The following is a 12293-nucleotide window of genomic DNA, read 5'->3' on the forward strand; positions in this document are numbered from 1 at the left end:
TATTTTAACAGTAAACATTCTAACCAGATTAACCTACGATGTTACGAGTAGGAGCTAGTTTCGTTCATGATAACTCGTCGTACCTCCTGCGGGGTCTCAGCTCTGCCGCTTCAATCCCGCAGGAGTCTGCGTGCCTTGCACTCCAATCACCAGGTTCTTAAAATTAATTGGGCAATTCCCCTTTCCTAATTAGGTCATTCAAATAAGAGGGGAAGGTCGCTTATCTTAACGTCTCTTCGTTATTAATTGTTAAATCTTCCAGGCACTCCGCTTTCCGCGGGGCGACGCTGAGCCTCCTCAGAGCAAGCTCCTGCGGGGTCTCAGCATTGTCGCTTCAATCCCGCAGGAGTCTTCGTGCCTTCCACTGCAATCAACAGGTCTCCAAAATTTTGGGCAATCCTCTAATCCATCTGAATGAGATATCCTCCTAAATGGGGACTGGTGATTTCCGTTCCAGGCACTTCGCTTTCCGCGGGGCGGCGCTGAGCCTCCTCAGAGCAAGCTCCTGCGGGGTCTCAGCATTGCCGCTGCAGTCCCGCAGGAGTCTGCGTGCCTTCCACTGCAATCAACAGGTCTCTAAAATTTTGGGCAATCCTCTAATCCATCTGAATGAGATATCCTCCTAAATGGTGTCTTTTGATTTCCGTTCCAGGCACACTTCATTCAATCGGCTTTGAATTGAATGACAGAGATTCTGCACTCTGTGGCATTTTTCAGATCTATAAATAAGGTCAGTTATACATTCACATTTAAGTTAAAAAGGAGTACGGATCTTCCATCCGTACTCCTTTGCTTTGCTTGATCAGCCATTATGATATTTGTACATCCATAAAATTCCGGATTTAAGCAGTCTGGCGACGCGGCCTGTGATCGGTCTTTCGGCGACAAGGCCGAAGCCATGCTTTTTGCCGAGTGAGCCAAGGACGCCTTTCAGCTTGATGACCGGCAGGGATTCTGGCAGCTCTTCGCCTTTCCAGCGCTTCAGGAGGATCTGGACAATTTGTTCTGCCTGGCCTTCGGCAAGCTGTGCACTTGGTGCATGCGGCAGGCTTGCGCAGTCTCCTACAACATACACATGCTCATTGCCGGGAATGTTATGGTGCTTGGTAAGCACGACACGGCCCTGTGCATCTTTTTCCACCGGCAGGTCACGGACAACCTTGCTTGGCTGAATGCCTGCTGTCCATACAATGGCATCGCACTGAAGGGGCTCGTCATGGTTATAAAGGATGTTTTCTTCTACACGGGTAATGTTGGAATTGTTGATGATTTCCACTCCGTGATTGTCAAACCAATTTTCTACATAAGTGCTTAATCTTTCAGGGAAAGCGGAAAGAATATGATTTCCCCTGTCAAACAGCTTCACTTTCAGATCCGGCCGGCTTTCATTCAGCTCGGATGCCAGTTCAACGCCGCTCAGTCCTGCCCCAACGATGGCAACGACAGACCCCGGCGACAGATTGTTCAATGTTTCATAAGTGCGGCGTGATTTTTCGATTGTCTGGATGCTGTAGGTGTGTACATCTGCCCCAGGGACATTATGGTACTTATCCTCGCACCCAAGTCCAATGATAAGGTCATCATAGGAAACAGGAGTTTCATTTGCCAGGTTTACCTGCTGTTTTTCAAGGTCGATCCCCGAGATTTCTCCATATTTAATCTTAAGGCGCGGATGCTCAGGGAAAGCAACCCGGACATGCTGATCAGAGATCGTTCCTGCTGCTAGTGCATAATATTCAGTTTTAAGGCAGTGGTAAGGTACCCGGTCAATCAGTGTAATGCTTGTATCTTCCGGCAATGAGTTTGGCAGCAGACGGGCAAGAGCTCTCATGCCGCCATATCCTCCGCCAAGTATGACAAGATTTTTCATAACCAAATTTCCCCTTTTGTCCAGTATGTAAGCAGCTATAGTAATATATTAAAATAATAGAACACAATGACAGAATAAGAATTAAACGTTTACATTATTATATTAGCAAAATAATTAGAATATTAATTCACAAGAATATTCATGAAACAACATAAAAAGTATAACGAAATTATAGCTAAATCACAACACATATCTGAATAATCCAGGCAAAAGTCGACATTATACGCCCTTCAATCATCCAATAATGATAATCCAGCGCTTACTGTGTATATGACAGTATGCCTTTGCTTGCGTTTTTGCCTGAAACCAAGTACATTAACAATTAGTAGAGAGGTGAATAGATGTGATTCAGCCAATCATAGAATTTTGCATCAGCAACCTGGCAAGCGGTGCGCAGAAGGCCCTGGAAATCCTTGAAAAGGACCCGGATCTGGATGTGATTGAGTATGGCTGCCTTGGGTACTGCGGAAAATGTGCAAGCTCTTTATATGCCCTGGTGAACGGTGAGGTTGTAACAGGAGAGACGCCGGAGGAACTGGTGGAAAACATATATCAATTCCTGGATGAAAATCCGATGTTTTAATATAAAAGGCCGCATATCGATGCGGCCTTTTTCTTATAGTTAAGGAATTTATAAATTGGAAGACTTGTGGATAATTTTCAATGCTTCCACGTCCAGCTCCACCGCCTACCCCCATCGTGGTCATAAGCCAAACCTCCCAAAAAGGCAAAGAATGCCTTTTCGGGAGGTTCGTCTTATGCTTGTCGGGGGTGATCAAGGCGCCTGCGCTTTTGTTCTTGAAGGAGCAGACATCAGCAGGTCTGCCTTCTGCTTTCCCTCATTTCATGCCAGCGTTCTCTTGCCATATCAATGATCCCCGGCTCAATCGAACGGCTTTGCTGTTCAATTACCTTGGAGAAAAACTTGATTGCCTGCCCATCGCTGCCTATTTTCCTTGAAAGTTCTGCAATGAGGTATAGAAGTCTGGTTTCAGAGATCTGCGTGCCCTGGTAATCACCGCTTGAATAGGATTCCACATATTCATGGGCAGCCAATTTCATAAAGCGCTGTTCCTGTGTCTCATCGCCGCCATTTCTGTACAGCCAGGCAAGCCGCATATACAATCCCGCGATGGACACATGCTTTTCCTTCTTCAAAAGTGCTGAGTAGACAGCCAGCTTGTATGTCTGGATTGCTTCATTCCTGCTCCTCTTCCTGCCGAAGTCCCTGGGCTTCCATTGGCTCGTGATCTTTTCATCGATCTGTTCCTTTGAACCCGGGGGGAAATATGGGCTGAATTCCTCGGAAAACGAAAAGCCGCATTGAGGACATACTTGTATATAATAGAATATCGGATTGCTTGCATCTGAGTCATAAAAAGGAAGAAAATCAGTGTCATAGCCTTTGATTTTTACGAAGCGGGAACGGACCTTCTGGCTTGTAAAGTTGTTCTTGCATACAGGGCAGCTGCAGCTTTTTTCATACAATGGCTCCAGTATGGCCAATTTTCTCACCTTCCATTATAGAATATTAGGTTTATTATACCATAAACACCAGGGTTTTTTAGGTAATAAGTTCTAATTTAGGAGCGGATTTGATAAAAGGGCCTTAAAATTGAAGCCTGCTCAGTTGAGTCCCGCTCAAAGTCTGTATATACTATATATAAGAGTAAAAACCTCAAGATTAAGGAGGATTTAAAATGGAAAACCAAATTGTTGAAATTACTGAAGCTGCGGCTTTTCAAATTAAAGATATGATGAAGCAAAATGAAGAGGAAAATGCATTCCTGCGTGTTGCAGTAAAAGGCGGGGGCTGCAGCGGGTTGTCATACGGCATGGGCTTTGCGCATGAAGTTGAAGAAAACGATGCCCAGTTCGAGCTCCATGGCCTGCAAATCCTTGTAAGCAAGGAAGATGCTGCCATCCTTAACGGCACAAAGATCGACTATAAGCAATCCATGATGGGCGGCGGATTCACCATCGACAATCCCAATGCCATCGCTTCCTGCGGCTGCGGTTCTTCGTTCAGGACCGCTAAGAATGCAGGGACACCCGAAAATTGCTGATTCCTTAATTGTCATCATACACCTTACAGAACGCTTCCTGACCTCAATTGAGCATATCAGGAAGCGTTTTTTACATGGAAAAAGAGAAGCGGGGGTTAAAAAATGAAGCTGTTTCAAAATACGCAGGAGTCTGAGAGCGAGTTTGGGTGCAGCCCGATTATCCAGACGCCGGCAGGAGCCATTGCATTTGACCTCCGAATCAATGGCCAAGTCCCATCAAGGTGCCATAGCAAACCTTCCTGCTTTAGGCTGGAAAATGGAGAACTCTTGCTGAGATATTCACATAAGGATTACATAGCCGAGCTTCTCCTCTGCGAACCTGACATCAGGATTCCATCACATATGAAAATAGAAAAAGCAGCTGCTGCCGTCTGGAGGCTGAGAGCTTGTCATAATTTAAGGGACTGTATATTTCAAGCAGAGATGGAACCAATAGGAAGCGCCGGGTGGCCGGACAGCGGAGAAAGGCTCGAGGCGATGACCTGGGAGTATGGGGAATGGAAGCTCACTCTTGGCACAGAGGATGGGGCTGCCTTAGTTCAAAGGTCAAGAATAAAGGATATGATGCCGGACTCATTCTATGCTGAAGATGAAATTTCACAGCTCCAAATCGTCAGGTATTTGCCAAATGCGATTGCAGTTCCAATCCCGGAAATAAGAAAGGGTGAACTTTGCCAGGTCCATTTTGTGGCAGCGTGGAGCCGCCCGAAGGAAGATGGGGATGCTTCCGCATGGTTTGCTGTAGATAGAACAGGAGGGGAAATCCTCGAAGGGTCAGGATTGTACTAAATTGGGCTGCCGGGCAGCATCCATTTTTTCAGAAAAAGGATGTTCGCACTGCCGGCTTGTCTCCCTCATGCATAAGATGAAACATATCTTGCTGCAGAGGGGGTGAATCTATGGGCTGCTGGTATAATGACAATGTAGCAGGCTTATCGGGCAACAGGCACTGGAAGCAGGATGATGTGGCTGGTGCATCTGACTGTCATCACAAGAAACGCGATGATGACTTTAAGGTAAGGGTTGAGGCCTTTATTGACAGTGAGGAATTTTGCAGGGCTGTAAGGCGCTGCCTGGCTGATGACGTAGCCGGGGCAGAAACAGACCGCCGCAGAAAACGCAGACACTATTGGTAAGAAATAAAAGCGGCCCCGCCGGAGTTTCTCTCCGGCGGGGCCATTTTATTGATTATTTATCAAACATGGACGTGCTGTGCAGAGGCTGCACCCGTGCTTTAGGATCAATAAGGGCCTTAGCATTGTTCACTGCAGTCGGCGCTTCTCCGAAACCGGAAGCAATCAGCTTCACTTTGCCGTCATAGGTGCAAATATCGCCGGCTGCGTAAATGCCCGGGATATTTGTCTCCATTTTGCTGTTGACGACAATATTATTTTTTTCAATTTCCAGGCCCCACTCTTTGATCGGGCCAAGCGATGAAACAAAGCCGTAGTTGACGATGACGGCATCAACATCGATGGCTTCTTTTTCTTCCCCTTTGGCATCCTGGATGATCACCTGGGAAATGCCCTCCTCATTGCCGATCAGTTCGGCAGGAACAAACGGAGTCTTGATTTCAACCTTGGAATTGTGAAGGTTTTCTACACTGTGCTCGTGGGCGCGGAACTTGTCGCGGCGGTGGATGATCTTTACGTTCTCTGCGATAGGCTCAAGCATCAAGGCCCAGTCTACTGCTGAATCGCCTCCTCCGAATACAACCACTTTCTTCCCGGAGAAATGATTCAGGTCATCAATGAAGTAGTGCAGGTTCTTGCCTTCATATTGCGGAGCCGAGTCAAGCTCAAGGCGGCGCGGCTGGAATGCGCCATTTCCGGCCGTGATGATGACCGTCTTTGTATAGTGGATTTCGCTGTTGGTGGTTAGCTTGAAAATGCCGTCCGGCTGTTTTTCAAGCTTTTCAACCGACTGCTCAAGCGATACCGTAGGTTCGAATTTCTTCATCTGCTCTTTCAAATTATCGACGAGCTCCTGTGCCCGCACTTTCGGGAAACCGGCTACATCATATATGTATTTCTCCGGATAAAGAGCTGACAGCTGCCCGCCAAGCTGGGGAAGGCTTTCAATTATTTTAACAGAGGCCTGCCTCATGCCGCCGTAAAAAGCAGTGAACAGCCCGACAGGCCCTCCGCCGATAATCGTTATATCATAGATTGTCTGATCTTCCTTCACACTAATCACCTCAACATATGTAGTAACATTTCTAGCCTTCATCATATCATAAATAATGAAAAACCTCACATAGCAGAACCGAAAGTTGTTGGAATAATGAGAAAAATTGCGTAAAAATCTTAATTTTCTCAATAGGATATATTCTGCTTTTAACCTTGAAAAACCGCGAAAAAAAGAATATTATGTATTATAGACATAAACTTTGTGACAAATTTCGGACATTTTTTTGCTCTGCTTCGTGAAGAATATCACAAACTTTTTCTTGTACTTATAAAATAAAAACTCATAAAGCAGTGGAAGATAAGAAAAAGCAGAAGAGTTTTCGAAAATACTAATAAAGGTGGAAGTGATACGCTTTGAAAAAGCCAAAAATAGTAATTCTAGGTGCCGGCTACGGCGGATTGATGGTGGCAACACGTTTGCAAAAGCAGGTTGGAGTGAATGAAGCAGAAATCGTATTAGTGAACAAGAATGACTATCACTATGAAACGACTTGGCTGCACGAAGCTTCTGCAGGTACTCTTCATCACGATCGAGTTCGCTATGATGTTAAAAATGTCATTGACCGAAACAAAATCGAATTTGTCCAGGGTACTGCTGTTGAAATTAAAACTGAAGAAAAGAAGGTCATCCTCGAGGAAGGCGAAGTAACCTATGACTACTTGGTCGTTTCACTTGGTGCTGAGCCGGAAACATTCGGCATCAAAGGCCTGGATGTACATGCTTTCTCTATTATAAATGTGAATGCTGCAAGACAGATCCGCGAGCATATTGAATATCAATTTGCCACTTACAATACTGAAGAAGAGAAAAAGGATGAAAGGCTGACAATTGTAGTCGGAGGCGCCGGCTTCACAGGCATTGAATTCCTTGGCGAGCTGGCAAACAGAGTGCCTGAGCTGTGCAAGGAATATGATGTGGACTACAGCAAGGTTAAGATCATCTGTGTTGAAGCTGCTCCTACGGTCCTTCCTGGCTTTGACCCTGAGCTTGTCAACTATGCAGTCTCCCACCTGGAGAAAAAGGGTGTTCAATTCCTGATTGGCACTGCCATCAAAGAATGCAATGAAGATGGAATCACGGTCGGAAAAGGCGACGAAGAAGTTGAGCACATCAAAGCAGGCACTGTCGTCTGGGCTGCAGGTGTTCGCGGCAACTCCATCATCGAAAATTCCGGCATTGAAGCGATGCGCGGACGCGTAAAGGTTCAGCCTGACCTAAGGGTTCCTGGCCATGAAGATCTATTCATCATCGGCGACTGCTCATTGATCATCAATGAAGAAATCAACCGTCCGTATCCTCCTACTGCCCAAATCGCCATGCAGCAGGGAGAGGTATGCGCGCGCAATATCGTTGCACTGATCCGCAACAAGGGTGAGCTTGAGACCTTCACTCCTGATATCAAAGGTACAGTATGTTCATTGGGCGAAGACGATGCCATTGGTGTGGCTTTCGGCAAGAAATTGGTAGGATCAAAGGCTTCCTTCATGAAGAAGATGATCGACAACCGTGCCCTCTTCATGATTGGCGGACCTGGACTTGTCCTGAAAAAAGGCAAATTCAATATCTTTTAATAAAAACTGCCGGGGATCATTTCCCCGGTATTTTTGTGTCCAAAAACCAATTAGAAGCAGAGCTCTGCTACAATAGAAAGATCATTATGCATGGAGGTCATAAACGTAATGGAGAGCAAACGTGGCAAAGTGTGGCTTGCTGTTTCAGGCCTGGTTATTTCACCGGAGGGAAAGTGGCTTTTAGTTAAGAAAAAATACGGCGGGCTGAAGGGCAAATGGTCGCTGCCTGCAGGCTTTGTTAATCCAGGGGAGACTGCCGATGAAGCAGCTGTAAGGGAAGTAAAGGAAGAAACGGGCATTGCAAGCAGGCCGGTCGGCATGATAGGGCTGAGGACTGGTGTGATCCGCGGCGAGGTCAGCGACAATATGATCCTTTTTCTTATGGCGCCTGAAAAAGGCCAAAGCATCACTGTCCAGGAAAGCGAGCTGATGGATGTGCAGTTTATGGACCCTGGAGAAGCAGCGGTCCATGAAGATGCCTCGATCCTCCTCAAGTATTTGACAGAACTTAATGAAGGGGCTGCCAAACAGCTGATAGACGGCGTAAACCCTGGCGACCACTTCGGATACTCCGCATATAAACTATTTTTATAATTTTCAGAAATTATTAGAATTCATTAGATATTGTAAGATAATCTAACATGTATGCGTTTACAGAAGGGCTTTTCCGGCTAATATGAAGCTTTCCATTTTCCTCAATCCTTGATATATTATCAGAAAATTCAGTGTGTAAAGGGGATGAGCAGGATGGCAGCAATGACTTATGAAACCAAAGAATGCGACTATTGTTCAGGGAAGGGCTATTTCCAGCTTTTATTAGGCGGCTCTGAAACATGCACCTGCTGCAACGGTTCCGGCAAAAAGAAAGGATAAAATAAAACCCTGCTGACTGCAGGGTTTTTCCGTGGCTGGATTTTCCTTCGGCAAGGCCTGAACAGTTATAGTTGTTAAAAAGTGTTCACAAAATTAAAATTGACTACCTTTCGGCCATTCAGTACACTTAAAAGTGATGTTTTAAGGGGGTACTGCCTGTGCAGATGACTATTTTTGTGTTGCCAATTTCAATGCTGCTATTTTTCGTTTTATTTTTTGGAATCGGTTTTATATTGAATATGCTGCTTAGAATGTCCTGGATCATGGCCATTATTTATCCAATCATCGCTATCCTGATTGTTGACCAGGTCCGTTTCATAGAATATTTCACCAACAGCGGTGAAGCATTTCCTGAGCTGGGAAGGCTTTTGTCAGAGCTCGCCATGGCTGATGTCCTGATTTTAAGCAGCGGGATGGCTGGTGCAGTTGCAGCCGGTATTACTATTAAACTGCTGAGAAGCAAAGGCTACAGAATGTTTTAATGTAAAAGCATTCCCATATTGGGAGTGTTTTTTTTGCTCTGTGAAACACACCTTTTCATATGAATGAGTCTAAAATCAATACAGAATACCAACAGACCCTACTATTAAAAAATATAACAAAAGTCTGAGATAGGCGACTAAAAAACTTCAGAATCATAAATTTTATAATTTTTTTTTAGGAAATACCATTCCTGTACTAAAACCTTGATACAGCAGGCTTTATATGAATTTTACTTCTAATACAGAAACCGCGGTATTGCCTTAATTCCAATCCTCCCAGGAATACTTTTTCTAAAGTTGGGAAATGATTAACTTGGGAGGAGTGAATTATTATATGAATAGACTAAAAAAATGGACAAAGCGCATCATCATGTCAGTTTTATTTTTAGGGGCACTGCTTACCACCTTTCAATCCATATCCGGAGTAGGCGCGAAAACCCTTGAGTCCTATCAGTACGAAGGCGGCGGGGCAGCAGCTGAAATGGAAGATTATGCTTTCTCAGACCATACATATAAAACAATGGGACTTGCCTACAAATATCTTCCGAGGCTGGAAGCGAATGAGCTGATTTCCTCAGCGGAGGCGGTTACTGCCGAGCCACAGTCCTTGGAAGAAGCATTCAATTGGTCAGAATATCCCGCCAAATCTGTAGTGGCGACCGGCTATACGGCCTATTATGAATCAACAGGAAAGAATCCGGGGCACCCGTCCTTTGGCATTACATACTCTGGGGTCAAGGTAAAACGAGATCTGTACTCTACAGTAGCAGCAGACCTGAACGTTTTCCCGATCGGCACCATCCTGTTCATACCGGGTTATGGATACGGGGTCGTAGCTGACAAAGGCGGCGCCATCAAAGGTAATAAACTTGATCTATATTATGAAACCGTCGAAGACGTCTACAGCAGCTGGGGCAAAAAAACGCTTGATGTTTATGTGATTGAAGAGGGAGACGGAAGCCTGACCGAAGAGGAACTAAGCGCCCTTAACGAGAACGAATCCATGCAGGTATTCCGCCACCAGTACAGGGCTGTGGAGGAATAGGAAACGCGGAGGCGGCTTGCCCGAGGCAGACAAGCATAAGACGCTTTAGGATAGAAGGCGGTCTTTGCCTTCAATCCTAAAGTGGATTATGACTCGAGGCCTTAGACGCCGGAGCTGGATCAAGAAAAGCTGATAAGCCTTGTTCAGTAGAGGAACGAGGAATTGAAAGTCCGAATTTGAGGCTGTCGCAAATAAATCCGGAAAGTCGCAAATAAAAGCCAAAAAAGAAAATAAAACTAAGAAAGAGGGAGGCCGGATCAAACGGCCTCCCTCTTTTTATCGCTAAAAGCATTCCGGATGCAGTATACGGGCGAGCCTTTCAGCGCCTTCAATCAGGCGGGGGGAAGGGCGGCAATACAGTTCTTCCTCCAGTACGAGGATTCTTTCATGTTTGACTGCCTCAAGTTCCTTCCATCCTGGCCTTTTCACGACAATCTCCGGCTTTACCTTTTCTTTGCGGACGCCTACCCATGCAAGGCAGATATAATCAGGCTGGCGGCGGAGGACGTCATCCCAATCTGTCTGGACGCTGGCGAGTTCCACATCCCTGAACAGATTGACGGCGCCGACAAGCTCGCTGATTTCAGTGAGCCAGTTGATGCTTCCAGGGGTGAAAACCGGCTTTGGCCACCATTCCCAGTAGAGGGAGGGTTTGTACCCGGCGCCTGCCGATTTTTCCTGCAGGCTTTTAATTTTCGTCCTGAATTCGCCGGCTGCCTTTTCACCCAATCCGGGATATCCGGCAGCCTCGGCTGCTGTACCCAGGTCCCGTGCAATATCCTCAAGGCTTTGGGGATTAAGGGTAATGAAAGGCAGGTTCCTATTCCTTAATTCCCCGATATTTTTCTCCATCCCCGGCACGCTCAAGGATGCCAGTACGAGATCAGGCTTCAGCGCTTCAACCTTATCCATATCAATTGACAAATCAGGTCCGAGCCTTGGCAGATGAAGCACTTCCTCCGGCCAGTCAGAATAGTCATCGATTCCGACCAGAAGATGTGTCAGCCCGAGGTAAGCGATAATTTCTGTGTTGCTGGGACAGATAGATACTATTCTCATAAAAGTCTCCTTATAGATTAACTAGCATATCGAGAACAAGGGTCAAAGCAATCCCTGTCAGGCCCCCGAAAAACACTTCAATCGGTTTGTGGCCGAGGAGCTCCTTCAGTTCTTTCTGTTTTTCTTTTTCGGCCTTTTTCTGCCATACTTTCGCTTCTTCGACGAATTTATTAAAATCGTTCACAAGCTGATTCAGGACAATGGCCTGTTCACCTGCCTGCCTTCTTACACCGGTTGCATCAAACATCGTGATGATGGCAAATACAGCCGCCACCGCGAATACAGCAGAATCCATCCCGGTTTCCAGGGCGACTCCCGTGGAAAGGGCAGTGACGGCGGCCGAGTGGGAGCTGGGCATGCCTCCCGTGCTTGTCAAGAGTGACCAGTCCAGTCTCCTCGTCGCAATATACTGAATGGGCACCTTTACAAACTGTGCAAAAAAGATTGCGGCCAGTGCAGACCATAAAGGGAAGTTGAGCAATAAATCCATCGGGAAACCACCTTTTCATTTTTTGGCTGTTTTGCAGCTGCCTGGGCTGACAGGAAGCAAGTGGAGCTGGAACTTCCATTATGCCTCAGCTGCAGGGCGGAGTGCCCTTTTGTTTTTTATACCCGCCGGGGCGGAAGTTGAATACTGTAATTTATGTACATCTGATATGATATGGATAACCAGGAGTATGAATACATTCTGTGCAGGGGTGATTGCATGCTTTATCCCAAAGAATATTATGAGTTCTTCATCTGTTTCAATGAAGGCGACTATTACACTTGCCATGACCTTTTGGAGGAAATGTGGATGGAAGATAAAGCCAATCTGTTCTTCAAAGGGCTGCTGCAAATGAGTGTGGCCATCTACCATTACGAGTACGGCAATGTAAAAGGCGCCAGGCTCATGATGCGGGCTGCCCATTCTTATCTCCAATCCTACAGGCCGAAGCATTGGGGGCTGGACCTTGAAAAGGTGTACGGATTCATTTCTGCATGCCTCTCCATTATACCAGAGACTATAGATACAATTCCTTATGAGGAGGTAAAAACCCTTCCCGTCCTGCCTCATATCTATTTATTTTTGGAAGATGATTAGATTCTCGAAATAAATCACTTTATCCGATATAATATAGGTATTAATACTGGAGG

15 protein-coding genes are annotated in these 12293 nt (G+C 45.9%); 10 read left to right on the forward strand and 5 right to left on the reverse strand.

Features of this window, described 5'->3' with window-relative positions:
• Positions 1–802 precede the first annotated feature (802 nt).
• Entirely contained in the window at positions 803–1870 is a 1068-nt protein-coding gene (locus RBB45_RS25175; protein ID WP_009791438.1) for an NAD(P)/FAD-dependent oxidoreductase, read from the reverse strand.
• 343 nt (positions 1871–2213) lie between these two features.
• On the opposite strand from RBB45_RS25175, the gene RBB45_RS25180 reads away from it, so the two are divergent.
• Positions 2214–2453, forward strand: coding sequence for a YuzB family protein (locus tag RBB45_RS25180; RefSeq protein WP_009791437.1), 240 nt, complete (start codon positions 2214–2216; stop codon positions 2451–2453).
• A 230-nt stretch (positions 2454–2683) separates the two neighbouring features.
• On the opposite strand, the gene RBB45_RS25185 is transcribed toward RBB45_RS25180, so the two are convergent.
• Entirely contained in the window at positions 2684–3376 is a 693-nt protein-coding gene (locus RBB45_RS25185) for a DUF2225 domain-containing protein (RefSeq protein WP_306010573.1), read from the reverse strand.
• A 194-nt stretch (positions 3377–3570) separates the two neighbouring features.
• Here RBB45_RS25185 and RBB45_RS25190 point away from each other — a divergent pair, with 194 nt between their 5' ends.
• The 3 genes from RBB45_RS25190 (at position 3571) to RBB45_RS25200 (ending at position 5072) form a co-directional block, all read left to right on the forward strand.
• A complete protein-coding gene (locus RBB45_RS25190; protein ID WP_009791435.1) occupies positions 3571–3936 on the forward strand; it encodes a HesB/IscA family protein in 366 nt (121 codons plus the stop codon).
• 102 nt (positions 3937–4038) lie between these two features.
• Positions 4039–4725: a hypothetical protein gene (locus RBB45_RS25195; protein ID WP_224949754.1), complete on the forward strand. Its 687-nt coding sequence runs from the start codon at positions 4039–4041 to the stop codon at positions 4723–4725.
• Positions 4726–4835: 110 nt separating this feature from the next.
• The gene (locus RBB45_RS25200; protein ID WP_022544342.1) at positions 4836–5072 is read left to right on the forward strand and encodes a hypothetical protein; all 237 of its coding nucleotides are present in this window, start codon (positions 4836–4838) and stop codon (positions 5070–5072) included.
• Positions 5073–5124: 52 nt separating this feature from the next.
• Here RBB45_RS25200 and RBB45_RS25205 read toward each other — a convergent pair whose 3' ends face one another.
• The gene (locus tag RBB45_RS25205) at positions 5125–6123 is read right to left on the reverse strand and encodes an NAD(P)/FAD-dependent oxidoreductase (RefSeq protein ID WP_022544341.1); all 999 of its coding nucleotides are present in this window, start codon (positions 6121–6123) and stop codon (positions 5125–5127) included.
• 356 nt (positions 6124–6479) lie between these two features.
• Here RBB45_RS25205 and RBB45_RS25210 point away from each other — a divergent pair, with 356 nt between their 5' ends.
• The 5 genes from RBB45_RS25210 to RBB45_RS25230 all read left to right on the forward strand — a co-directional run bounded on the left by RBB45_RS25210 (position 6480) and on the right by RBB45_RS25230 (position 10097).
• A complete protein-coding gene (locus RBB45_RS25210; protein ID WP_009791430.1) occupies positions 6480–7697 on the forward strand; it encodes an NAD(P)/FAD-dependent oxidoreductase in 1218 nt (405 codons plus the stop codon).
• A gap of 108 nt (positions 7698–7805) precedes the next feature.
• Positions 7806–8291, forward strand: a complete 486-nt coding sequence (locus tag RBB45_RS25215; protein WP_022544340.1) for an NUDIX domain-containing protein — start codon at positions 7806–7808, stop codon at positions 8289–8291.
• A gap of 153 nt (positions 8292–8444) precedes the next feature.
• Complete coding sequence (locus tag RBB45_RS25220; protein WP_022544339.1) at positions 8445–8570, forward strand: YuiA family protein; 126 nt, start codon at positions 8445–8447, stop codon at positions 8568–8570.
• 158 nt (positions 8571–8728) lie between these two features.
• Positions 8729–9052 (forward strand): YuiB family protein, encoded by a 324-nt coding sequence (locus tag RBB45_RS25225; RefSeq protein ID WP_022544338.1) that lies wholly within the window; start codon positions 8729–8731, stop codon positions 9050–9052.
• Between the two features lie 334 nt (positions 9053–9386).
• On the forward strand, positions 9387–10097 hold the full coding sequence (locus tag RBB45_RS25230; protein ID WP_101549585.1) for a 3D domain-containing protein: 711 nt from the start codon (positions 9387–9389) through the stop codon (positions 10095–10097).
• Between the two features lie 282 nt (positions 10098–10379).
• Here RBB45_RS25230 and RBB45_RS25235 read toward each other — a convergent pair whose 3' ends face one another.
• Positions 10380–11156, reverse strand: a complete 777-nt coding sequence (locus RBB45_RS25235; protein WP_306010574.1) for a cobalamin-binding protein — start codon at positions 11154–11156, stop codon at positions 10380–10382.
• A 10-nt stretch (positions 11157–11166) separates the two neighbouring features.
• Positions 11167–11646: a divergent PAP2 family protein gene (locus RBB45_RS25240; RefSeq protein WP_009791424.1), complete on the reverse strand. Its 480-nt coding sequence runs from the start codon at positions 11644–11646 to the stop codon at positions 11167–11169.
• Between the two features lie 216 nt (positions 11647–11862).
• Here RBB45_RS25240 and RBB45_RS25245 point away from each other — a divergent pair, with 216 nt between their 5' ends.
• Positions 11863–12240: a DUF309 domain-containing protein gene (locus RBB45_RS25245; protein WP_022544336.1), complete on the forward strand. Its 378-nt coding sequence runs from the start codon at positions 11863–11865 to the stop codon at positions 12238–12240.
• The last annotated feature ends 53 nt before the right edge of the window (positions 12241–12293 follow it).

This window comes from Bacillus sp. MMSF_3328, assembly GCF_030733525.1.
Classification (GTDB): Bacteria; Bacillota; Bacilli; order Bacillales; family Cytobacillaceae; genus Bacillus_AB; species Bacillus_AB infantis.